The following is a 21,296-nucleotide window of genomic DNA, read 5'->3' as shown; positions in this document are numbered from 1 at the left end:
GGCGTTTTATGTTCGGTGATCGCACAGATCACAAGATCGCAGCCTCGGCAGCTCCTATGGGGGAACGCGGTTACCTGTAGGAGCTGCCGAAGGCCGCGATCTTTTAGAGCCCACAAAAAAGCCGTCAATCACGACGGCTTATCCATTCCTGGCATCCACTCAGCATCGGGTCAGCAACACACCGGATTCCATGTGATGCGTCCACGGGAACTGGTCAAACATCGCGCATTGGGTGATGCGGTGGGTGTCATGCAACTGAGCGATGTTGGCCGCGAGAGTTTCCGGGTTACAGGAGATGTAGAGGATATTGTCGAAGCGCCGTGTCAGTTCGCAGGTGTCCGGATCCATGCCGGCGCGCGGTGGATCGACGAAGACGCTGCCGAATTCGTAGCTCTTCAGATCGATGCCGTGCAGGCGGCGGAACGGGCGCACTTCGTTGAGCGCTTCCGTCAGTTCTTCGGCGGACAGGCGCACCAGAGTGACGTTATCCACAACGTTTTCGCTGAGGTTGCTCAAGGCTGCGTTGACCGACGTCTTGCTGATTTCGGTGGCGAGCACTTTGCGCACGCGGGTGGCCAGCGGCAGAGTGAAGTTGCCGTTACCGCAATAGAGCTCTAGCAGATCATCGCTGCGGTCGCCCAGCGCGGCGTACGCCCAGTTCAGCATCTTCTGGTTCACCGTGCCGTTGGGCTGGGTGAACGCGCCTTCCGGCTGGCGATAGCTGAAGGTGCGACCGCCGACTTCGAGTTTCTCGACGACATAATCCTGGCCGAGCACTTCGCGCTTGCCCTTGGAGCGGCCAATGATGCTCACACCGAGATCCGCCGACAGCTGGGTCGCTGCCGCGTGCCAATGCTCATCCAGTGGACGGTGATAGCACAGGGTTATCATCGCATCGCCGGCCAGCGTGGTCAGGAATTCGACCTGGAACAACTTGTGGCTCAGCGCCGAGCTGGCCTGCCACGCCGCCTTCAACTGCGGCATCAACTGGTTGATGCGCAGGCTGGCAATCGGGAATTCTTCGATGAGGATCGGCGTGCGTTTGTCGTCCTGGGAGAACATCGCGTAATGCCGCTCGCCGCCCTCGCGCCACAGGCGGAATTCGGCGCGCAGGCGGAAGTTCTGCAGCGGCGAGTCGAACACCGTCGGCTCGGGTGCATTGAATGGCGCCAGCAGGTCACGCAGGCGCGCGACCTTGGCATCGAGTTGTTCGGCGTAGGCTTGGGAGTCGAAAGTCATGCGTTGAACCAACCCAACTTGATCACAAACAGAATCGACAGAATCACCAGCGCCGGGTTCAGTTCACGGGCACGGCCGGACAGCAGCTTGATGGCGGTCCAGGCGATGAAACCGAAGGCGATGCCGTTGGCGATCGAATAGGTAAACGGCATGGCCAGCGCGGTAATCACGACCGGCGCAGCCACGGTGATATCGTCCCAGTCAATTTCCGCCAGGCCCGACGTCATCAGCACGGCGACGAACAGCAGCGCCGGCGCCGTAGCGAAGGCCGGAACGCTGGCCGCCAGTGGCGAGAAGAACAGCGCCAGCAGGAACAGGATCGCCACGACGATGGCGGTCAGGCCGGTGCGGCCACCGGCGCTGACGCCGGCAGCGGATTCGATGTAACTGGTGGTGGTCGAGGTGCCGAGCAGCGAACCGGCCATGGCGGCGGTGCTGTCGGCGATCAGCGCCCGCCCCATTTTTGGCATGTGGCCGTCCTTGCCCATCAGGCCGGCGCGCTTGGCGACGCCGATCAGGGTGCCGGAGTTGTCGAACAGGTCGACGAACAGGAAGGCGAAAATAACGCTGACCAGACCGATGTCCAGCGCGCCCTTGATGTCCAGCTGCAGGAAGGTCGGGGCCAGCGACGGTGGCATCGAGAGGATGCCGCCGAACTTGGTGACGTTCAGTGCGATCGAGGCGATGGTCACCGCCAGAATGCCGATCAGCACCGCGCCGCGCACTTTCAGCGCTTCGAGGGCGACGATCACCGCGAAACCGACGGTGGCGAGAATCGGTGCCGGTTTGGTCAGGTCGCCCAAGCCAACCATGGTCGCCGGGTTGCCGACCACGATACCGGCGTTGTGCAGGGCGATCAGCGCCAGGAACAGACCGATACCGGCGGCGATCGCCGAGCGCAAAGGCAGTGGGATGGCGTTGATGATCCATTCACGGATGCGGAAGATCGACAGCAGGAAAAACAGCACGGCGGAGATGAACACCGCACCCAGCGCCACCTGCCAGGTGTGGCCCATGTGCAAGACCACGGTGTAGGTGAAGAAGGCATTCAGGCCCATGCCCGGGGCGAGGGCGATCGGGTAGTTGGCGATCAGGCCCATCACGGTCGAACCGATCGCGGCCGCCAGACAGGTGGCGACGAAGATCGCGCCTTTGTCCATGCCGGTCTCGCCGAGGATGCTCGGGTTGACGAACAGAATGTAAGCCATGGCCAGGAAAGTCGTGACGCCCGCCAGAATTTCGGTGCGCACGTTGGTGTTGTGTGCCTTGAGTTGAAACAGCCTTTCCAGCATGTCTGCTCCCCGTGGCGCGCGTGGCGCCGTGAATGTATCGACCTCAACAGCAAAGCACAGACCGTCGCAAGCGCCTGGAAAATTGTGGTGGGCCGGAAAAAGCCGCGCATCATACCAGCCGCGTGAGGAATTTGGCGGATGTTGGTGTCGATCGTCGGCGAAGTTTTGCGCAGCGGACAACTGCGCCATACTGCGCGCTGATTTTATTTCGGGTGGTCAACGCATGAGCAGGTGCTGGTTACGGGTTTCGGGTTGGATAGCAGCACTGATGATCGCGGCGCCTGCGGCGCTGGCCGCTTCGGCGGCACCGTTGAGTCAAGTGAAAGTGATCAAGGTGCAGTCGCCGGCCTGCGGCCTGGAAGATATTGCCGATAACCAGCCGCAAACCCAATGCAATCACAACGGGCCGAGCATCAAAGTCTATGTGCTGGAAATCGGCTACGGCCAGAACCAGCCGCACGCCACCCTGGACGGCTTCGAAGTCGACGGCACCCGGGCGCCGGTGTGTGCCTTCGATAACGGCAACCTCACCGAATGCAGCCCCGGCAGCAAAACCGTCGGCTCGCTGTATACCTTCGAACTGGCGGGCAAGCAGGAAGGCACGTTCAGCTTCAGCAACACTTCAATCAACGCCCCGCGCAACACGCTCACGGCGCAGCTTTACATCAAGTAACGGCTGTCTTCGAACAGGGTGGGACAAAGCTGACTACGCTTTACAGACTACTCAGCGGAAAGCGTCCATGACTTCCAGAGCCCTGATTGCCCTCGCCGAGGGCATCGACGATTTGCAAAGCGTGACCCTGATTGACGTACTGCGCCGCGCCGGCATTGAAGTGGTCGCCGCGAGCATCGAAGGCCGGCGCATGCTGACCTGCGCGCGCGGCACCCGACTGACCGCTGATGGCATGCTGGTCGATGTGCTGGCGCAGACCTTCGACCTGATCGTGCTGCCGGGCGGTGCTGTCGGTTCACAACATCTGGCGGCGCATCAGCCTTTACAGCAATTGCTCAAGGATCAAGCCAGCGCCGGGCGACTGTTCGCCGCCATCGGCGAAGCCCCTGCCGTCGCCCTGCAAGCAGCAGGCGTACTGCGTCAACGACGCATGACCTGTTTGCCGGGCGCCAGCCACCAGTTATCGGGCTGTACGTTTGTTGACCAGCCGGTGGTGGTCGACGGCAATTGCATCACCGCCCAAGGCTCGGGCGCGGCGCTGGAATTTGCCTTGGCGCTGGTCGAGCAGCTTGGTGGCAAGGCGCTGCGGGGGAGGGTGGCGGCGGAGCTGATGGCCTGAAGGGTCAGCCGTGGGCTGCGAGGGGTTCTATCATTGGTTGTTCACGGTGCTCCGCTTGCCAAAGATCATAGTCGGTGTGAACGCCTAGCCACACGCGCGCCTTGCCGATCCCTGCACGCTCAAGTCGTACTGCCAGATCAGGGCTGATTGGCGCGTGTCCGTGCAGTACGCGCGAAAGGTGCGGGCGTGCAAAGCCAAGGTGCCGGGCTAATTCGCTCACGCTGATGCCAAGCTCGGGCAAGACATCCAGCAGCAGGGTTTCACCAGGGTGTGGCGGGTTGTGCATGGGCATGAGCCTGCCTCCTGTCAGTGGTAGTCCAGATAATCGACCAGTTCGATATCCGAACCGACAAAACGAAAGATCACTCGCCAGTTGCCTGAAACGCTGAGCGACCAATATTCGCTCAGCTCACCTTTCAAGGGATGCAGGCGCCAGCCGGGCAAGTCCAAGTCCCGGGAAGCGTCGCTCGATCCATGAACTGCATCATGCGCGACAGCCGATTTGCATGGTCGGTACGAATTCCACGAGTCGTACCTGTTTCATAGAAACCACGAAGGCCTTTGTGCTGAAAGGATTTGATCATGGCTGCGAGTGTAAGGCGATACATTACACCCAGTGCGGTAGCTATGTACCGCACGTTGTCGCTTGATATGTGCTTGCAGGTGAGTTTTTCCAAAAAACTCAGACCTTCTCCTCCGCCGAAACATGCATCCGGTCTCGATTCGCCAGGGTCGGGAACAGTTTGACCCACGTCCCCGTCACCACCAGCGTACCGATCCCGCCCATCACCACCGCCGGCACTGTGCCGAACCAGTGGGCGGTGAGGCCGGATTCGAATTCGCCCAACTGGTTCGAAGCGCCGATGAACAGGCCGTTCACCGCGCTGACCCGGCCGCGCATGTCGTCCGGGGTTTCCAGTTGCACGAACGAGGCACGGATGACCATGCTGATCATGTCTGCTGCGCCGAGTACCACCAGTACCGCCAGCGAGAACCAGAACGAAGTCGACAGGCCGAAGGCGATGGTGGCGACGCCGAATACGCCAACCGCCGTGAACATCACCCGACCGACGTTGCGTTCCACGGCAAATCGCGCCAGAAACAGTGACATCAGCAAGGCGCCCACCGCCGGTGCCGAGCGCAACAGGCCCAGGCCCCACGGGCCGGTCAGCAGAATGTCCTTGGCGAACACCGGCAGCAACGCGGTGGCGCCGCCAAGCAACACCGCAAACAGGTCCAATGAAATCGCACCGAGGATGTCCGGGCGGCTGCGGATGAAGCGGATCCCGGCCAGCAACGAGTCCAGCGTGGCCTTGCCTTTGTTCAGCGGCGTCTGGCGCGCCGGCAGGTTGAGCATCAGCGAGCAGGCGATCACATACAGCAGCACGGTCGGGCCGTAGACCCAGACGCTGCTGAAGGCGTAAAGCAAGCCGCCAAGGGCCGGGGCGACGATGGTCGCCGACTGCTGCGCCGATTGCGCGGCAGCGACGGCGCGCGGGAACAGCGCGCTGGGGACGATGCTCGGCAGCAGCGCCTGAGTCGTCGGCATTTCGAACGAACGCGCCGCACCCAGGAGAAAGGCGAGGATGAAAATCATCTCCCGAGTGACATTGTCGGTGGCGCTGCCGATGGCCAGCGCCAAGGCAATCAATGCCTGCAACGACTGACAGAGCGCCGCGACCTTGCGCCGGTCATAACGGTCGGCGACATGTCCGGTATGCAGCATGAACAGCACGCGTGGGGCAAACTCGACCAGCCCGACCAGGCCCAGATCGAGCACGTTGCCGGTCAGTTGATACAGATTCCAGCCGATCGCCACAGTGAGCATCTGGAAACCGCTGGCGGTGAAGATCCGCGCCAGCCAGAAGGCCATGAACGGACGATGGTGACGTAACAGCAGGGGCTCTTGAATGGGCATCTGAAGGCAGGTCTTGGGCAAGGGAACCCCGAGATTATCACCAGTCTGTAACAGGAAGTTGCTATGAGAAAAAATTCAGTTAGCCGGGTAACGATCTTTTCAGTTTTCACCAACAATCTGGCGAGGCAGCTTGCTCCCGCTGGAGTGCGAAGCGCTCCCCGGCAGGTCTCCCGACGAGCCAGGGTTGCAGGTTTTACGACGACTGCGTCGCCGAGCGGGAGCAGGCTTCCTCGCCACAACTCATTCATGCCAGAACCGCGCTGCGCGAATGAGACAACTTGTCACGCGGCAAACGACCACGCCGTTCATTGGCAAAAATGGGACTACTCTTTCAACGTTGCTTGATCCAGATCAAGACCCCGACCGGAACTGATCTGACGGCCAGTTGGCCAGACTCCCTGCGTTGCGATGGTTGTAAAAAAAGAACGAATCCGAATTCGCCGCACTCCATATCCGTGGGGGCAGTGGTGCAGGCCTCCGGGTCTGCCACCCGTACTACCTGACAGAGGAAGCCATATGTTCGGTTTAGAGGCTCTCGATCTCGCCCGAATTCAGTTCGCGTTCACCATCTCGTTCCACATCCTGTTCCCGGCCATCACCATCGGCCTGGCGAGTTACCTGGCGGTGCTCGAAGGCCTGTGGCTGAAGACCCGCAACGACACCTACCGTGACCTTTACCATTTCTGGTCGAAGATTTTTGCCGTCAACTTCGGCATGGGCGTGGTCTCGGGCCTGGTCATGGCTTATCAGTTCGGCACCAACTGGAGTCGCTTCTCCGACTTCGCAGGTGCGGTCACCGGGCCGTTGCTGACCTATGAGGTGCTCACGGCATTCTTCCTCGAAGCCGGTTTCCTCGGCGTGATGCTCTTTGGCTGGAACAAGGTCGGGCGCGGTCTGCACTTCTTCTCGACGGTGATGGTGGCGATCGGCACGCTGATTTCGACCTTCTGGATTCTCGCGTCCAACAGCTGGATGCAGACCCCGCAAGGCTTCGAAATCGTCAACGGTCAGGTCATTCCGACCGACTGGCTGGCAATCGTCTTCAACCCCTCATTCCCCTATCGCCTGATGCACATGGCCACTGCCGCGTTCGTCGCCACGGCATTCTTCGTCGGTTCGTCGGCGGCCTGGCATCTGCTGCGCGGCAGGGACAACCCGGCGATCCGCACGATGCTTTCGATGGCGATGTGGATGGCGCTGATCGTCGCGCCGATTCAAGCGGTCATCGGCGACTTCCACGGCCTCAATACGCTCAAGCATCAGCCGGCGAAAATTGCCGCGATCGAAGGCCACTGGGAAAACCATGGCGACGAAGCGACACCATTGATTCTGTTCGGCTGGCCGGACATGAAAGAAGAGCGCACCAAATTCGCCGTGGAGATTCCGTACCTCGGCAGCTTGATCCTCACCCACTCGCTGGACAAGCAGGTACCGGCGCTCAAGGAATTTCCGCCCGAAGATCGGCCGAATTCGACCATCGTGTTCTGGTCGTTCCGGGTCATGGTTGGCCTCGGTTTGCTGATGATTTTCACCGGTCTGTGGAGTCTGTGGCTGCGCAAGCGCGACTCGCTCTATACCTCGCGGCCGTTCCTGCACCTGGCCTTGTGGATGGGGCCGTCCGGGCTGATCGCGATTCTCGCCGGTTGGTTCACCACGGAAATCGGCCGTCAGCCATGGGTGGTGTACGGCTTGATGCGCACGGCAGATGCTTCGTCCAATCACAGTTTCATGCAGATGAGCATCACCCTGATCATGTTCGTGGTGATCTATTTCGCCCTGTTCGGTGCCGGGCTCGGCTACATGATGCGTCTGGTGCGCAAGGGGCCGAAAATCAGCGAAGGCAGCGAAACGCCGGACGGTGGTCCAGGCAAGAAACGCACCCCGGCGCGTCCGCTGTCCGCAGCCGACGATCCGGCCGAGGGCGAGCACGAAGACAACACTCGCTTGACCAAGGAGATTTGACTCATGGGTATTGATCTTCCGCTGATCTGGGCCGTGATCATCATCTTCGGCATCATGATGTACGTGGTCATGGACGGTTTCGATCTGGGTATCGGGATTCTTTTCCCGTTCGTGCCCGGCAAGACCGACCGCGACGTGATGATGAACACGGTTGCGCCAGTCTGGGACGGCAACGAAACCTGGCTGGTGCTGGGTGGCGCGGCGTTGTTTGGCGCCTTCCCGCTGGCCTATTCGGTGGTGTTGTCGGCGCTGTACCTGCCGCTGATCTTCATGCTGATGGGCCTGATTTTTCGCGGCGTGGCCTTCGAATTCCGTTTCAAGGCCAAAGATGAAAAACGCCACTTGTGGGACAAGGCATTTATCGGTGGTTCGATCGCGGCGACGTTCTTTCAGGGCGTCGCGCTCGGCGCGTTCATCGACGGCCTGCCGGTGGTCAACCGCCAGTTCGCCGGCGGTTCACTGGACTGGTTGACGCCGTTCACGCTGTTCTGCGGCGCGGCGCTGGTGGTGGCGTATGCCTTGCTCGGCTGCACTTGGTTGATCATGAAAACCGAAGGCAAGCTGCAGGAACAAATGCATGATCTGGCGCGACCGCTGGCGTTCGTCCTGCTGGCTGTTATTGGCATCGTCAGCCTGTGGACGCCGCTGTCGCACCCGGAAATCGCTTCACGCTGGTTCAGCATGCCCAACCTGTTGTGGTTCATGCCGGTGCCGATTCTGGTACTCGTCACCCTGTATGGCCTGATCCGCGCAGTGGCACGTAACGCCAACTACACGCCGTTCCTGCTGACCCTGGTGCTGATCTTCCTCGGTTACAGCGGCCTGGGCATCAGCCTGTGGCCGAACATCGTGCCGCCGTCGATCTCGATCTGGGACGCCGCCGCGCCGCCGCAAAGTCAGGGCTTCATGCTGGTGGGCACGCTGTTCATCATCCCGTTCATCCTGGGTTACACCTTCTGGAGTTACTACGTGTTCCGCGGCAAGGTTACCCATGAGGACGGTTACCACTAATTCAATGCTGGGCTTCCCTTGTGGGAGCGAGCCTGCTCGCGAAGGCATCCCCAGTGACGCCTTCGCTTAACGGAGACCGATGCAATGACCGGCAAACATTCCCTGCACGAGATTGAAGAGGCGGAAAAAAAGCCGCTGTGGCAGCGGCTCGCCTGGCTGGCCATGATCTGGGGAGGCAGTGTCGGTGTGCTGTTCATCGCCGCCAGCCTGATGCGCCTGTTCATGAATGCCGCCGGCCTGACCACCCACTGAAGCACTCTGTCCCGGCGTCTTCGGACACCGCGGTCCAACCCTCCTCGCGGAGGGTTTTTATGCCTTGAATTTACTTGCGGGCCTTGAGGATGACGAACTTCGGCGTCGCCGCCACTTGCTCGACACCGCGAAACAAGCGCGCCAGTTTGCTGTGATAGCCCAGATGACGATTGCCGACGATGTACAACGCCCCGCCGACCACCAGCGCTTCGCGCGCCTGCTGGAACATCCGCCAGGCGAGAAAATCGCCGACCACCTGTTGCTGATGGAACGGTGGATTGCACAGCACCACGTCCAGCGATTGGGGGGGCTGCCCGGCCAGACCATCGTCGGCGCGCACGACCACTTCACGATCACCCAGTGCGGCGCGCCAGTTCTCGGCAGCCGATTGCACGGCCATGAACGATTCGTCGACCAGCGTGTAATGCGCGTCCGGGTTCTGCAGAGCGTTGGCAATCGCCAGTACACCGTTGCCGCAGCCAAGGTCGGCGACCCGGGCGTTGCCAAGGTTTTTCGGCAGGTGCGGCAGGAATGCGCGAGTGCCGATATCCAGACCCTCGCGGCAGAATACGTTGGCGTGATTGAGCAACTCGATTGCCGGCTCGTCCAGGCGATAGCGGGTCGGGTAGGGTGAAGTGGCTGGGGCTTTCGCTTGCGGCGTGGCGATCAGTAATCGGGCCTTTTTTACAGCGAGCGAAGCTTGTACCGGGCCGATGTAGCGCTCGAGCAGGTCGCCAGCGGCACGCGGCAGGTGCTTGACCATGGCTGCCGCAATTACTTGCGCGCCCGGTGCGAGTTGCCCGTGCAGGCGAATCAGTTGTTCTTCAAGCAGCGCCAAGGTTTTCGGTACGCGGATCAATACCCGATCGAACGGCCCGGGCAAAGGTTCACTGGCCGGGATCGGGCGAATGGCGTCGAACGCCTGGCCATTGCGCAGCAGGTTCTTTTCCAGCCCTGCGAACCCCAGAAAGGAATCGCCGCTGCTGCTGACAGTGACCTTGCCCAGCAAACTGATGGCCAATGCACCGAAACTGTCGTTGAGGATCAGTACGCGCGTGTTGTTCTGCGGTTGTTGGGCAGCCAGATGATTGAGCAGGTATTCGTCCGCCGCGTCGAAGGCTTGCAGCGGTTCGTTCTGCTGTACGGGCTGGCGGATCAGGTCGAGCCGGGCGAAAGGTGTTTCGAGCAAAGGCATGGGGCGGGGACTCAGGATATTCAGCAGGCGTCCCGCTGCCGATGTGTCGTGCAGCAGAACCCGACCGAGTGGACTGCGATGCAGCGGTGTGCGTCGTCACTCGGAGAAGGCTGCAATGGTACGTTTTTTTGCGCGTAAATTCTCGCAGGATTGAATCGGGATGCGCTCGGCCGTTCAGATGATTCCCGCGCGGGCCGCCGCGATTACTGCGGATATCTTGTTGCAGACATTGAGTTTTTCAATCACGTTCTGCACGTGGTAGTTAACGGTGCGTTCGCTCAGGCTGAGGATTCTCGAAATGTCATGCGCGGTCTTGCCCATCGCGGACAGTTTCAGAATTTCCAGTTCCCTGGACGATAGCTTGGGCCCGCAGGGTTTGGCCGGTGTGGTTACGGTGCGGGCATACAATTCGCTGAAGTGCTTGTTGGCGTAAAAGATATAACCATAATGCTCGTACAGTTCGAGCGGACTGATCGGGCAGTGAGTGCGGGCCAGACTGATGATGCTGCACAAACCGCTGGCCTGGTCATGAAAGGCTTGCGACCAGCCATGCTGCAGACCGTTCTGTTTCAGCGCTTGCCAAATCGTTGGCGTCTCGACAAAGACTCTCTCCTCCCAGACGATCGGCAATATTGACTGATTGCAATGAGCTACTATTGGATCGATGTTTCGGAAGTTTTCTTTGTTGTACTGTACGTTCCATTGTTTCGGGTAATTATTGATTTGCAAGGCATTGAGATGCACCTCAGGGTGCTGTGAGGTGACTGCTATTGCGCAGAAGTTGAAGCCCAGATTTTCCGCGAATCTCAGCATTATCGGGTAGGCCGTCTCTATTCCTCTGGCAAAAGTCAGCTGTTTAAGTTGTGATTCCTTCCACGTTTCCATGAACATTTGTCTCCATTACTATATTGGGGCGCCGTTTGGATCCAAAAGGTGCGGCACGAATCGAAGTGTAGGATCTTTCCTGCGAAACGCCTTACATTATTTCGAGATTGATACTTGGAGCTTTTTCATAAAGCGTTCTTAGCAATACATGCTGTTATATTTTGATTGGCATCTTAAAGTTATTACTCTAGAGCCGTCTTCGACGGCAAATGCGATGGGCAGAGGTGAACCGCAAATGTCACTACCAGACACGAGTGTTTGACAGGCCGATTTTGCGGGACACTGAGACCTACCGTTTCAAGGAGTTTCCTATGACTGCCAGTGCCGAGAAGTACACCCTCCAGACTTTGCTCGATGTGCAACCGGTGACGTCAAACCTGTTCACGCTGCGCACAACCCGCGATCCCGGCTTTCGTTTCCGCGCAGGGCAGTTCGCCCGCCTGGGTGTCACCAAGGCCGACGGTGGCACCGTCTGGCGGGCGTATTCTATGGTGTCGTCGCCATTCGATGAGTTTCTCGAGTTCTTTTCCATCGTCGTACCTGACGGCGAATTCACCAGTGAGTTGAGCCGACTACAGGTGGGCGACACCTTGATGGTGGAGCGCCAGGCGTTCGGCTATCTGACCCTGGACCGGTTCGTCGATGGTCGCGATTTATGGTTATTGTCCACAGGCACCGGGGTCGCGCCGTTCCTGTCGATCCTTCAGGACTTCGAGGTCTGGGAGAAATTCGAGCGCATCATTCTGGTCTACAGTGTGCGCGAGGCCCGGGAACTGGCGTATCAGGAGCTGATCGCCGGGTTGGCGCATCGCGAATACCTCAGCGAGCATGCGCACAAGTTGCAGTTCATCCCCGTCGTGACCCGTGAAGCGCATCCCGGCTCGCTGCAGGGGCGCATCACTACGCTGATCGAAAACGGCGAACTGGAACGTACGGCCGGCGCGCAGCTCTCGCCAGAGCATTCACGCGTCATGCTGTGCGGTAACCCGCAGATGATCGACGACACCCGTGCCTTGCTGAAACAGCGCGACATGCGCCTGAGCCTTGCGCGGCGGCCGGGGCAGGTTGCCGTGGAGAACTACTGGTAACAAAAAACGGCACCATGGGTGCCGTTCTCTTCGTGCCGAATGACTCAGGGGCGCTCGTTCTGCGCCTTGAGCAGGTCGCGAATTTCGCCCAGCAATTGCTCTTCCTTGCTCGGGATCGGCGGTGCGGTGGGCGCCACGGCTTCTTCGCGCTTGAGGCGGTTGATGGCCTTGACGCCCATGAAGATGGCGAAGGCGACGATCACGAAGTCGAGTACGGTCTGCAGGAACTTGCCGTAAGCCAGCACCACCGCCGGGGCATCGCCCTGGGCGGCTTTGAGCGTGACCGCCAGATCACTGAAGTCCACCCCACCGATCAGCAGGCCAATCGGTGGCATGATCACGTCGCCGACAAACGACGAAACGATCTTGCCGAAGGCCGCGCCGATGATGATACCGACGGCCATATCGACCACATTGCCTTTGACCGCGAAGGCCTTGAACTCGTTAAGCACGCCCATAGTTATTTCCTTGTTACAGATGAGTTTGGTGAACGCAGTGTAAATCAGTGAAACGCCTCCTGCGCGCAACACCTTCTTACAAAGCCCGTTTTTATCGACACATCAATATACGATTAGTTTGCAAAGTGCCAGCAATCGCGCGCGAAATACGCGCTAACCCGCTGACGGGAAAGCCAATTTCTTCAATCATGGTGTTCCGTTCTTTCTATTTATGTTCGACGGCACAGGCCTCTAGCCTTGGTGTGGCGCACCTGGATGCGCCCAATAAAACCAGAGGAACCTGATATGACTTCCACACTTGGATCGGGGGCTTTTCCCCATCGCCGTACCCTCGGTGTTCTCACCGCCAGCCTCCTGACCTTTACGGTCAACGCCGCTCCGCTGACCCGTGATAACGGCGCCGCAGTCGGTGACAATCAGAACTCGCAAACAGCCGGCGCCAACGGCCCGGTACTGCTGCAGGATGTGCAACTGATCCAGAAGCTGCAGCGTTTCGACCGCGAACGCATTCCCGAGCGTGTCGTGCACGCACGCGGTACCGGCGCCCATGGCACCTTCACCGTGACCAACGACCTCAGCGACCTGAGCAAGGCCAAGGTCTTTGCCGCCGGCCAGAGCACCCCGGTATTCGTGCGGTTCTCGGCGGTGGTTCACGGCAACCATTCCCCGGAGACCCTGCGTGATCCGCGCGGTTTCGCCACCAAGTTCTACACCGCTGACGGCAACTGGGACCTGGTCGGCAACAACTTCCCGACCTTCTTCATCCGCGATGCGATCAAATTCCCGGACATGGTGCACGCCTTCAAGCCCGATCCGCGTACCAATCTCGACGACGATTCGCGCCGCTTCGATTTCTTCTCCCATGTACCGGAAGCCACCCGCACGCTGACCGAGTTGTATTCCAACTACGGCACCCCAGCCAGTTATCGCGAGATGGATGGCAATGGCGTGCATGCCTATAAGCTGATCAATGCAAAGAATGAAGTTCACTATGTGAAGTTTCACTGGAAGAGCTTGCAGGGTATTAATAACCTGCGGCCAAAACAGGTAGGTAAAGTTCAGGGGCAAGATTACAGCCATATGACCAATGACTTGGTCAGCAATATCAATAAAGGCAACTTTCCGAAGTGGGACTTGTACGTGCAAGTTCTAAAACCACAAGATTTGTCCAAGTTTGATTTCGACCCATTGGATGCAACCAAGATCTGGCCGGGTATTCCCGAGCGCAAAGTTGGACAAATGATCTTGAACCGTAATCCGGCCAATGTATTCCAGGAAACCGAACAAGTGGCCATGGCACCGGCCAATGTAGTTCCGGGTATCGAACCTTCGGAAGATCGCTTGTTACAGGGGCGTGTGTTCTCCTATGCCGATACACAGATGTATCGCCTCGGTGCCAACGCTTTGCAATTGCCGATCAACGCGCCGAAAACCGCGGTTAACAATGGCAATCAGGATGGCGCGATGAACTTCGGGGCCAGCCAGTCCGGCGTCAACTACCAGCCAAGTCGTTTGCAGCCGCGTGAAGAGACGCCAGCGGCGCGTTACAGCCAGTCGGCGCTGTCGGGCAGCACCCAGCAGGCGAAGATCCAGCGTGAGCAGAACTTCAAGCAGGCCGGTGATCTGTATCGCTCGTACAGCAAGCAGGAACGTCGCGACCTGATCGACAGCTTCGGCGGCTCGCTGGCCACCACCGATGACGAGAGCAAACACATCATCCTGTCGTTCCTGTACAAGGCCGACCCTGAGTACGGTAGCGGTGTGACCGAAGTGGCCAAGGGCGACCTCAGCCGCGTGAAAGCACTGGCGGCGAAACTGACCGACTGATAGCGATGCGGCGCACGCGAGGGCGAGTCCTGCCTCGCGTGCGTTCAAGGAGACTGCCAATGCGTATTGGTCTTTTATGGTTGGCCGGGTGTCTGTCGTTCACAGCGTGGGCGGCACCGGTCGAGCAAAGCCCTGAGGCGATCAAGGCTCAGTTGCAGGCGTACTATTTCGACGCCGCACGTCGGGGCGATGTGCCGATGCTTGAGACGTTTATCGAGTCTGGCTATTCGCTCGACACTCGTGACAGTAAGGGTTACACCGCGCTGATTCTGGCCGCCTACCACGGTCAGGCGCCGGCGGTTGAGCGACTGTTGGCAGCGGGCGCGGACGCCTGTGCCCAGGATCAACGCGGCAACACGGCGTTGATGGGGGCGATTTTCAAGGGCGAGCTGCAGATTGCGCGACGCCTGATGGCCACCGATTGCAGCCCCGACCAGCGTAACGGCGCCGGGCAGACAGCGGCGATGTATGCCGGGTTGTTCAAGCGTCTGGAATTGCTCGATGCCTTGCAGGCCAAGGGCGCCGACCTCAACGCCGAGGACCCGCTGGGCAATAGTGCCGCGCGTCTGGCCAGTGGCGAAATCCGCACTGCTGCGCCGCGCTGATTGGCGGTGGCTGCGTTATCATCGCGTCTTTTGCTTCGGGGGTTCTGATGGCCAAGGCCAAGCGCATGTACGGCTGCACCGAGTGCGGCGCAACCTTTCCCAAGTGGGCAGGGCAGTGCGGCGAATGCGGTGCCTGGAACACCCTGACCGAAACCATGATCGAAAGTGGCGGTGCCACGGCGCCTACCGGGCGCACCGGTTGGGCCGGGCAGCAGGCACAGATCAAGACCCTGGCCGAAGTCAGCATCGAAGAAATTCCACGTTTTTCCACCGCGTCCGGTGAGCTTGATCGCGTGCTCGGCGGCGGTCTGGTGGACGGTTCGGTGGTGCTGATCGGCGGGGATCCGGGGATCGGCAAGTCGACCATTCTGCTGCAGACCTTGTGCAATCTGGCCAAGAGCATGCCGGCGCTGTACGTCACCGGTGAGGAATCCCAGCAGCAAGTGGCGATGCGTGCGCGCCGGCTCGGGCTGCCGCAGGATCAACTGCGGGTCATGACCGAAACCTGCATCGAAACCATCATCGCCACCGCCCGTCAGGAAAAGCCCAAGGTGATGGTGATCGACTCGATCCAGACCATTTTCACCGAGCAACTGCAATCGGCGCCGGGCGGCGTGTCTCAAGTGCGCGAGAGTGCGGCGCTGCTGGTGCGTTACGCCAAGCAGAGCGGCACGGCGATCTTCCTCGTTGGCCACGTCACCAAAGAGGGCGCGCTGGCCGGTCCGCGCGTTTTGGAACACATGGTCGACACCGTGTTGTATTTCGAAGGCGAGTCGGATGGCCGCCTGCGTCTGCTGCGCGCGGTGAAAAACCGTTTCGGTGCGGTCAACGAACTGGGCGTGTTTGGCATGACCGACAAGGGTTTGAAAGAAGTCTCCAACCCGTCGGCAATCTTTCTTACGCGTGCTCAGGAAGAAGTCCCGGGCAGCGTGGTCATGGCGACGTGGGAGGGCACGCGGCCGATGCTGGTCGAGGTGCAGGCGCTGGTCGATGACAGCCATTTGGCCAATCCGCGACGGGTGACGCTGGGGCTGGATCAGAACCGTCTGGCAATGCTGCTCGCAGTGCTGCACCGTCATGGCGGCATTCCGACTCACGATCAGGACGTGTTCCTCAACGTGGTCGGTGGCGTCAAGGTGCTGGAGACGGCGTCTGACCTGGCGTTGATGGCGGCGGTGATGTCGAGTTTGCGCAACCGGCCGCTGCCGCATGATCTGCTGGTGTTCGGCGAAGTCGGTCTGTCCGGCGAAGTGCGCCCGGTGCCGAGCGGCCAGGAGCGCTTGAAGGAAGCCGCCAAGCACGGCTTCAAGCGCGCGATCGTGCCAAAGGGTAACGCACCGAAGGAAGCGCCGACGGGGTTGCAGATCATTGCCGTGACCCGCCTCGAACAAGCCCTCGACGCACTCTTCGAATAACCACAATCCCCTGTGTAGGAGCTGCCGAAGGCTGCGATCTTTTGATTTTGTTTCAAGATCAAAAGATCGCAGCCTTCGGCAGCTCCTACAGGGGGCAAGTCAGATTTCGATCAGCGCACCCAGTTCGCGCTCCAGCTCGGCCTCATCCGCCAGATTCAGTTCGATCAACCGGCGCAGGCGCTGGATCGATTCCAGGCTGATGTGCCGGCAGATGAACCCCAAGTGGCCGTTTTCCTCGTGGGCCAGATGCACGTCCATTTCGATATCGACGTCTTCGCTCAAATGAATGTCGACTAGGAAGTCTTGCTCTTTATCCCCAAGCCACGGCTCCGGTCGCTCGATCAGCAGGCCCTTGAGCGACAGGTCGATCAACTTGACCGGCCAGATGTACTCGCCCTGGCTCAGCTCGGTTCGGGCATCGAACGCAATACGTTTGAAGCGACGTCGATTGGCGGGGTGCTCGCTCATGGCGCAATCCTCATGAAGGTTCGCTGACTATAGACCGCGAATGCGGACACCAGCCAATCGCTAAAGCGTCTAGACCAATGTCGGGGTATGGCCTTTGGCGCCGTAAGCGCTAAACTCGGGGTGGCTGTCTTTCTTGTCCACCCTGGCTGGAATAATAAAATGAAAAATAATAATAGCCTGCTGCGCCACTTACCCTGGCTTGTGCTGGCAATCGTAGGAGCGTGCGCCCTGGGCGTAGTGGCATTGCGCCGAGGCGAGGCGATCAACGCCTTGTGGATTGTGGTCGCCGCCGTGGCCATTTATCTGGTTGCGTACCGTTACTACAGTCTGTTCATCGCCAACCACGTGATGCAACTGGATCCGCGTCGGGCCACCCCCGCCGTGCTCAACAACGATGGTCTGGACTATGTGCCGACCAACAAACACATTCTTTTCGGTCACCACTTCGCGGCCATCGCTGGCGCGGGGCCGCTGGTCGGTCCGGTGCTCGCGGCGCAGATGGGGTATCTGCCCGGCACGCTCTGGCTGATTGCCGGTGTGGTGCTGGCGGGCGCGGTGCAGGACTTCATGGTTCTGTTCATGTCGACCCGGCGCAACGGTCGTTCCCTGGGCGACATGGTGCGCGAAGAAATGGGCCGGATTCCCGGAACCATCGCACTGTTCGGCTGCTTCCTGATCATGATCATCATCCTCGCGGTGCTGGCCCTGATCGTGGTCAAGGCGCTGGCCGAAAGCCCGTGGGGCATCTTTACCGTGATGGCGACCATCCCGATCGCGATGTTCATGGGCATCTACATGCGCTACATCCGCCCGGGCCGCATCGGCGAAATTTCGGTAATCGGCGTATTGCTGCTGCTCGGTTCGATCTGGCTCGGCGGGCAGATCGCTGCGGATCCGGTGTGGGCCAAAGCGTTCACCTTCACCGGCGTGCAGATCACCTGGATGCTCATCGGTTACGGTTTCGTCGCTGCGGTTCTGCCGGTGTGGCTGATTCTCGCGCCGCGTGACTACCTGTCGACCTTCCTCAAGATCGGCACCATCATCGCCCTGGCGATCGGCATCCTGATCACCATGCCCGAGCTGAAAATGCCGGCACTGACTCAGTTCGTCGACGGCACCGGGCCGGTGTGGAAGGGCGGTCTGTTTCCGTTCCTGTTTATCACCATCGCCTGCGGTGCAGTGTCGGGTTTCCACGCGCTGATCTCGTCGGGTACCACGCCGAAGCTCTTGGATAACGAAACCAACGCCCGTTACATCGGTTACGGCGGCATGCTGATGGAGTCGTTCGTGGCGATCATGGCCATGGTTGCCGCATCGGTGATCGAGCCGGGCGTGTACTTCGCGATGAACAGCCCGGCCGCAGTGGTTGGCGGTGACGTCGCTTCGGTCGCGCAGATGGTCAGCAGTTGGGGCTTTGCGATCACGCCTGAAGCGCTGCAAGCCGTTGCCCATGACATCGGCGAAACCACCATTCTGGCCCGTGCCGGTGGTGCACCGACGCTGGCGGTCGGTATCGCGCAGATCCTGCACAGTGTCCTGCCGGGTGAAAACACCATGGCGTTCTGGTACCACTTCGCGATCCTGTTCGAAGCGCTGTTCATCCTCACCGCTGTGGACGCCGGCACCCGTGCCGGGCGCTTCATGCTGCAGGATCTGCTCGGCTCTTTCGTGCCGGCGCTGAAACGTACCGAGTCGTGGACCGCCAACCTGATCGCCACCGCCGGTTGTGTGGCGATGTGGGGCTGGCTGCTGTATCAGGGCGTGATCGATCCACTGGGCGGCATCAACACCTTGTGGCCACTGTTCGGCATCTCCAACCAGATGCTCGCCGGTATCGCGCTGATGCTCGGCACCGTGGTTCTGATCAAAATGAAGCGCCAGCGCTACATCTGGGTCACCCTGTTGCCGGCCACATGGCTGTTGATCTGCACCACCACGGCTGGCTTCATCAAGCTGTTTGACGCCAACCCGGCGATCGGCTTCCTCTCGCTGGCGAAGAAGTACAGCGATGCGCTGGCCAATGGTCAGGTGCTGGCGCCGGCAAAAAGCGTCGAGCAGATGCAGCACGTGATCTTCAACGCCTACACCAACGCAACGCTCACAGCGCTGTTCCTGTTCGTGGTCTTCAGCATCCTGTTCTATGCGCTCAAGGTCGGCATCGCCGCCTGGGGCAAAAAAGAGCGTACGGATAAAGAATCGCCATTCCAGGCCTTGCCGGATGCGTAACCAGAGGATTGCACGATGTTCAATGACCTGAGTCGCCTCGGTAAATACCTCGGTCAGGCCGCGCGCTTGATGGTCGGCATGCCCGACTACGACACCTACGTCGAGCACATGCAAACCAAACACCCGGACAAACCGGTGATGAGCTACGAGATGTTCTTCCGGGAACGTCAGGAAGCTCGTTACGGTGGCAAGGGTGGGCCGAAGTGCTGTTGAGCTGACAGCCTTCGGTTGAGGTAATCCCTGTGGGAGCGAGCCTGCTCGCGAAGTGGCGTGTCAGTTGATGAATGAGACTGGCAGACCGCTTTCGCGAGCAGGCTCGCTCCCACAGTTGTTTTGTGTTGTTCATTGATTTTGTGAAGGGGATCGATTTGTCTTCTCCCATACCTGTAACGGTACTCAGCGGTTTCCTCGGCGCTGGCAAGACCACCTTGCTGCGTCATTTATTGAAAGCCGAGCACGGCCTGAAAATCGCCGTGATCGAGAACGAATTCAGCGACGCCGGCATTGACACTCAGCTGCTGGGTGACGAGCCGGTGCAAGTCATGACCCTGGCCAACGGCTGCGTCTGCTGCACCATTCACACCGATCTGACCAAAGCGCTGTACCTGCTGCTCGCGCGCCTGGACAGCGGCGAGATCGCCTTCGACCGTCTGGTGATCGAGTGCACCGGTCTGGCCGATCCGGCGCCTGTGGCGCAGACCTTTTTCATTGACGAAGAACTGCGCGAGCGCTACCTGCTCGACGGCATCATCACCCTGGTGGACGCCGCCCACGCCGACGTGCACCTGACCCAGACCATCGCCCAGGCGCAGATCGGTTTTGCCGACCGCTTGCTGGTGAGCAAAACCGACCTGGTTGACGAAGCGACGTTCGACGCGCTGAGCGAGCGCCTGACGCGGATCAACCGTCGCGCGCCGATCCGCGTGGTCGAGCATGGCAATATCGATCTGGCGGAACTGCTGGATGTGCGCGGCTTCAACCTGAATGCCGATCTTGGCGGCGGTTTGAGTCTGCGCCCGGTGGGCAAGGCGCCGTCCCTTGACCGCATTTCCAGTCTGGTGCTGCGCACCGATCAGGCGCTGGATATCGATCAGCTCAGCGAGTTCATGAATCAACTGCTGGAAGAACACGGCAAGCAATTGCTGCGTTACAAAGGCGTGCTGAACATTGCCGGCGAGGATCGGCGCCTGGTGTTTCAGGGTGTGCTCAAGCTCTATGGCTTCGACTGGGACACCGAATGGGCCGAGGGCGAATCGCGGGAAAGTGTGATCGTGTTTATTGCCGATGACCTGCCGGAAGAGAAGATTCGGGCGGGGTTTGCCAAGGTGGTTTCTGCCTGATGGATCTTGGTTGTCAGTGATGGCCTCTTCGCGAGCAAGCTCGCTCCCACAGGAGACCGTATTCCGTCCAGAGAAATGCGCTCAACTGTGGGAGCGAGCTTGCTCGCGAAGGCGATCTAACCGACAGCACAATGCTCAAGGTCTGAACCCAGCAGCGTCTGCTCAAGATGATCCAGATGCTGATTCATCAGCATGCCTGCGCTGGAAACATCGCCTCGTTCCACCGCCTCAACCAGCGCCAAATGCTCCTGCCATGCGCAACAGCTATGCGTCTGGCACTCACTTCGCGCAATCGCCAGCGACATCAGCGGCACCAGACTGGCAAGAAAATGCGCCAGCGGCGCATTCCCCGCCGTCCGCGCCAACTGTAGATGAAACTCCCCGGACCAACGAATCGCCGGCCCGCGTCGATCCTCATTGACGGCGCGCTTCTCGTGCTCGACAAGTTTACGCAAGCGCTGCAAATCATCTGCCTGCGCACGCTGACACGCCAACCGCACCAACGTGCGCTCAGCCAGGCGCCGCGCATGCAGGGTCTGCCGGATCAGCTCCCGATCCGGCGCCGCCACTCGCGGTCGATGATTGGCACGCAACACCACGATCTGTTCATGGGACAACTGCATCAGCACCCGCCGCACATCGGCACGGCTGACACTGAACATCTCCCTCAGACTGTCCTCGGTGAATCGGCTGTTCTGATTGATACGCTGCTCGAGAATCGCGTCGAACAGTCGCCGATACAGATCCTCCACCGGCATGCGCAGGCGAGAGAAGGGCAGGGCTGTCGAGTGCGTTCGCGACGCTGCAGCAAAACTGTTCATGG

At 59.9% G+C, this 21,296-nt stretch carries 21 protein-coding genes and 1 pseudogene; 12 read left to right on the top strand and 10 right to left on the bottom strand.

What is annotated here, in order from left to right:
- Window positions 1-159: 159 nt before the first annotated feature.
- Both trmA and VNV36_RS14255 read right to left on the bottom strand, forming a co-directional pair.
- Window positions 160-1,239, bottom strand: a complete 1,080-nt coding sequence (gene trmA, locus VNV36_RS14260; protein ID WP_325718334.1) for a tRNA (uridine(54)-C5)-methyltransferase TrmA — start codon at window positions 1,237-1,239, stop codon at window positions 160-162.
- Entirely contained in the window at window positions 1,236-2,531 is a 1,296-nt protein-coding gene (locus VNV36_RS14255; RefSeq protein ID WP_325718333.1) for an NCS2 family permease, read from the bottom strand. The genes trmA and VNV36_RS14255 overlap by 4 nt, the downstream gene beginning before the upstream one ends.
- 223 nt (window positions 2,532-2,754) lie before the next feature.
- Here VNV36_RS14255 and VNV36_RS14250 point away from each other — a divergent pair, with 223 nt between their 5' ends.
- Window positions 2,755-3,204 carry a DUF4879 domain-containing protein gene (locus tag VNV36_RS14250; protein WP_325718332.1) on the top strand — a complete coding sequence of 150 codons (450 nt, stop codon included), beginning with the start codon at window positions 2,755-2,757 and terminating at the stop codon, window positions 3,202-3,204.
- Between the two features lie 67 nt (window positions 3,205-3,271).
- Window positions 3,272-3,823 (top strand): DJ-1 family glyoxalase III, encoded by a 552-nt coding sequence (locus VNV36_RS14245; protein ID WP_325718331.1) that lies wholly within the window; start codon window positions 3,272-3,274, stop codon window positions 3,821-3,823.
- A gap of 4 nt (window positions 3,824-3,827) precedes the next feature.
- Here the strand turns inward: VNV36_RS14245 and VNV36_RS14240 are convergent, their stop codons facing one another.
- The 3 genes and pseudogenes from VNV36_RS14240 to VNV36_RS14230 form a co-directional block, all read right to left on the bottom strand.
- Window positions 3,828-4,115 (bottom strand): HigA family addiction module antitoxin, encoded by a 288-nt coding sequence (locus VNV36_RS14240; protein ID WP_325718330.1) that lies wholly within the window; start codon window positions 4,113-4,115, stop codon window positions 3,828-3,830.
- A gap of 14 nt (window positions 4,116-4,129) precedes the next feature.
- Window positions 4,130-4,407, bottom strand: a pseudogene (locus VNV36_RS14235) (type II toxin-antitoxin system RelE/ParE family toxin).
- Window positions 4,408-4,505: 98 nt separating this feature from the next.
- Window positions 4,506-5,741 carry an MFS transporter gene (locus VNV36_RS14230; protein WP_325718329.1) on the bottom strand — a complete coding sequence of 412 codons (1,236 nt, stop codon included), beginning with the start codon at window positions 5,739-5,741 and terminating at the stop codon, window positions 4,506-4,508.
- Window positions 5,742-6,257: 516 nt separating this feature from the next.
- Here VNV36_RS14230 and VNV36_RS14225 point away from each other — a divergent pair.
- The 3 genes from VNV36_RS14225 to VNV36_RS14215 all read left to right on the top strand — a co-directional run bounded on the left by VNV36_RS14225 (window position 6,258) and on the right by VNV36_RS14215 (window position 8,966).
- Complete coding sequence (locus VNV36_RS14225; protein ID WP_325718328.1) at window positions 6,258-7,703, top strand: cytochrome ubiquinol oxidase subunit I; 1,446 nt, start codon at window positions 6,258-6,260, stop codon at window positions 7,701-7,703.
- Between the two features lie 3 nt (window positions 7,704-7,706).
- Window positions 7,707-8,714 (top strand): cytochrome d ubiquinol oxidase subunit II, encoded by a 1,008-nt coding sequence (gene cydB, locus VNV36_RS14220; protein ID WP_325718327.1) that lies wholly within the window; start codon window positions 7,707-7,709, stop codon window positions 8,712-8,714.
- Window positions 8,715-8,798: 84 nt separating this feature from the next.
- Window positions 8,799-8,966: a DUF2474 domain-containing protein gene (locus VNV36_RS14215; protein ID WP_325718326.1), complete on the top strand. Its 168-nt coding sequence runs from the start codon at window positions 8,799-8,801 to the stop codon at window positions 8,964-8,966.
- Between the two features lie 70 nt (window positions 8,967-9,036).
- Here VNV36_RS14215 and VNV36_RS14210 read toward each other — a convergent pair whose 3' ends face one another.
- Together VNV36_RS14210 and VNV36_RS14205 are read right to left on the bottom strand one after the other, a co-directional pair.
- On the bottom strand, window positions 9,037-10,161 hold the full coding sequence (locus tag VNV36_RS14210) for a methyltransferase (protein WP_325718325.1): 1,125 nt from the start codon (window positions 10,159-10,161) through the stop codon (window positions 9,037-9,039).
- 174 nt (window positions 10,162-10,335) lie between these two features.
- Window positions 10,336-11,046 (bottom strand): autoinducer binding domain-containing protein, encoded by a 711-nt coding sequence (locus VNV36_RS14205; RefSeq protein WP_325718324.1) that lies wholly within the window; start codon window positions 11,044-11,046, stop codon window positions 10,336-10,338.
- A 311-nt stretch (window positions 11,047-11,357) separates the two neighbouring features.
- Here VNV36_RS14205 and VNV36_RS14200 point away from each other — a divergent pair, with 311 nt between their 5' ends.
- Complete coding sequence (locus tag VNV36_RS14200; RefSeq protein WP_325718323.1) at window positions 11,358-12,134, top strand: ferredoxin--NADP reductase; 777 nt, start codon at window positions 11,358-11,360, stop codon at window positions 12,132-12,134.
- A 44-nt stretch (window positions 12,135-12,178) separates the two neighbouring features.
- On the opposite strand, the gene mscL is transcribed toward VNV36_RS14200, so the two are convergent.
- Window positions 12,179-12,592, bottom strand: a complete 414-nt coding sequence (gene mscL / locus VNV36_RS14195) for a large-conductance mechanosensitive channel protein MscL (RefSeq protein ID WP_325718322.1) — start codon at window positions 12,590-12,592, stop codon at window positions 12,179-12,181.
- Between the two features lie 285 nt (window positions 12,593-12,877).
- On the opposite strand from mscL, the gene katB reads away from it, so the two are divergent.
- From katB to radA, 3 genes are read left to right on the top strand one after another with little or no spacing between them, the layout of a single operon-like run.
- On the top strand, window positions 12,878-14,419 hold the full coding sequence (katB, locus tag VNV36_RS14190; RefSeq protein ID WP_325718321.1) for a catalase KatB: 1,542 nt from the start codon (window positions 12,878-12,880) through the stop codon (window positions 14,417-14,419).
- A 59-nt stretch (window positions 14,420-14,478) separates the two neighbouring features.
- A complete protein-coding gene (locus VNV36_RS14185) occupies window positions 14,479-15,024 on the top strand; it encodes an ankyrin repeat domain-containing protein (RefSeq protein WP_325718320.1) in 546 nt (181 codons plus the stop codon).
- A gap of 47 nt (window positions 15,025-15,071) precedes the next feature.
- Window positions 15,072-16,439, top strand: coding sequence for a DNA repair protein RadA (gene radA, locus VNV36_RS14180; RefSeq protein ID WP_134787373.1), 1,368 nt, complete (start codon window positions 15,072-15,074; stop codon window positions 16,437-16,439).
- A gap of 99 nt (window positions 16,440-16,538) precedes the next feature.
- On the opposite strand, the gene VNV36_RS14175 is transcribed toward radA, so the two are convergent.
- Window positions 16,539-16,907, bottom strand: a complete 369-nt coding sequence (locus VNV36_RS14175) for a PilZ domain-containing protein (RefSeq protein ID WP_325718319.1) — start codon at window positions 16,905-16,907, stop codon at window positions 16,539-16,541.
- A 159-nt stretch (window positions 16,908-17,066) separates the two neighbouring features.
- Here VNV36_RS14175 and VNV36_RS14170 point away from each other — a divergent pair, with 159 nt between their 5' ends.
- The 3 genes from VNV36_RS14170 to yjiA all read left to right on the top strand — a co-directional run bounded on the left by VNV36_RS14170 (window position 17,067) and on the right by yjiA (window position 20,473).
- Window positions 17,067-19,133 carry a carbon starvation CstA family protein gene (locus tag VNV36_RS14170; RefSeq protein WP_325718318.1) on the top strand — a complete coding sequence of 689 codons (2,067 nt, stop codon included), beginning with the start codon at window positions 17,067-17,069 and terminating at the stop codon, window positions 19,131-19,133.
- 15 nt (window positions 19,134-19,148) lie between these two features.
- Window positions 19,149-19,346, top strand: a complete 198-nt coding sequence (locus VNV36_RS14165) for a YbdD/YjiX family protein (RefSeq protein WP_003228401.1) — start codon at window positions 19,149-19,151, stop codon at window positions 19,344-19,346.
- Window positions 19,347-19,501: 155 nt separating this feature from the next.
- The gene (gene yjiA / locus VNV36_RS14160) at window positions 19,502-20,473 is read left to right on the top strand and encodes a GTPase (protein ID WP_325718317.1); all 972 of its coding nucleotides are present in this window, start codon (window positions 19,502-19,504) and stop codon (window positions 20,471-20,473) included.
- A 116-nt stretch (window positions 20,474-20,589) separates the two neighbouring features.
- Here yjiA and VNV36_RS14155 read toward each other — a convergent pair whose 3' ends face one another.
- Window positions 20,590-21,294, bottom strand: a complete 705-nt coding sequence (locus VNV36_RS14155) for a GntR family transcriptional regulator (protein WP_325718316.1) — start codon at window positions 21,292-21,294, stop codon at window positions 20,590-20,592.
- Between the last annotated feature and the right edge of the window lie 2 nt (window positions 21,295-21,296).

It is taken from the genome of Pseudomonas sp., assembly GCF_035554175.1.
Taxonomy (GTDB): domain Bacteria; phylum Pseudomonadota; class Gammaproteobacteria; order Pseudomonadales; family Pseudomonadaceae; genus Aquipseudomonas.
Note: the sequence above shows the minus strand (reverse complement) of the source record. Positions and strands in the feature narration are given on the sequence as shown.

Coding starts and splice junctions, on each gene's coding strand:
- cydB (WP_325718327.1), top strand. CDS start 7,707: ATGGGTATTGATCTTCCGCTGATCTGGGCCGTGATCATCATCTTCGGC.
- VNV36_RS14185 (WP_325718320.1), top strand. CDS start 14,479: ATGCGTATTGGTCTTTTATGGTTGGCCGGGTGTCTGTCGTTCACAGCG.
- VNV36_RS14215 (WP_325718326.1), top strand. CDS start 8,799: ATGACCGGCAAACATTCCCTGCACGAGATTGAAGAGGCGGAAAAAAAG.
- radA (WP_134787373.1), top strand. CDS start 15,072: ATGGCCAAGGCCAAGCGCATGTACGGCTGCACCGAGTGCGGCGCAACC.
- mscL (WP_325718322.1), bottom strand. CDS start 12,592: ATGGGCGTGCTTAACGAGTTCAAGGCCTTCGCGGTCAAAGGCAATGTG.
- VNV36_RS14200 (WP_325718323.1), top strand. CDS start 11,358: ATGACTGCCAGTGCCGAGAAGTACACCCTCCAGACTTTGCTCGATGTG.
- VNV36_RS14225 (WP_325718328.1), top strand. CDS start 6,258: ATGTTCGGTTTAGAGGCTCTCGATCTCGCCCGAATTCAGTTCGCGTTC.
- VNV36_RS14155 (WP_325718316.1), bottom strand. CDS start 21,294: ATGAACAGTTTTGCTGCAGCGTCGCGAACGCACTCGACAGCCCTGCCC.
- katB (WP_325718321.1), top strand. CDS start 12,878: ATGACTTCCACACTTGGATCGGGGGCTTTTCCCCATCGCCGTACCCTC.
- VNV36_RS14230 (WP_325718329.1), bottom strand. CDS start 5,741: ATGCCCATTCAAGAGCCCCTGCTGTTACGTCACCATCGTCCGTTCATG.
- VNV36_RS14250 (WP_325718332.1), top strand. CDS start 2,755: ATGAGCAGGTGCTGGTTACGGGTTTCGGGTTGGATAGCAGCACTGATG.
- trmA (WP_325718334.1), bottom strand. CDS start 1,239: ATGACTTTCGACTCCCAAGCCTACGCCGAACAACTCGATGCCAAGGTC.
- VNV36_RS14245 (WP_325718331.1), top strand. CDS start 3,272: ATGACTTCCAGAGCCCTGATTGCCCTCGCCGAGGGCATCGACGATTTG.
- VNV36_RS14165 (WP_003228401.1), top strand. CDS start 19,149: ATGTTCAATGACCTGAGTCGCCTCGGTAAATACCTCGGTCAGGCCGCG.
- VNV36_RS14175 (WP_325718319.1), bottom strand. CDS start 16,907: ATGAGCGAGCACCCCGCCAATCGACGTCGCTTCAAACGTATTGCGTTC.
- VNV36_RS14170 (WP_325718318.1), top strand. CDS start 17,067: ATGAAAAATAATAATAGCCTGCTGCGCCACTTACCCTGGCTTGTGCTG.
- VNV36_RS14210 (WP_325718325.1), bottom strand. CDS start 10,161: ATGCCTTTGCTCGAAACACCTTTCGCCCGGCTCGACCTGATCCGCCAG.
- VNV36_RS14205 (WP_325718324.1), bottom strand. CDS start 11,046: ATGGAAACGTGGAAGGAATCACAACTTAAACAGCTGACTTTTGCCAGA.
- VNV36_RS14240 (WP_325718330.1), bottom strand. CDS start 4,115: ATGCCCATGCACAACCCGCCACACCCTGGTGAAACCCTGCTGCTGGAT.
- VNV36_RS14255 (WP_325718333.1), bottom strand. CDS start 2,531: ATGCTGGAAAGGCTGTTTCAACTCAAGGCACACAACACCAACGTGCGC.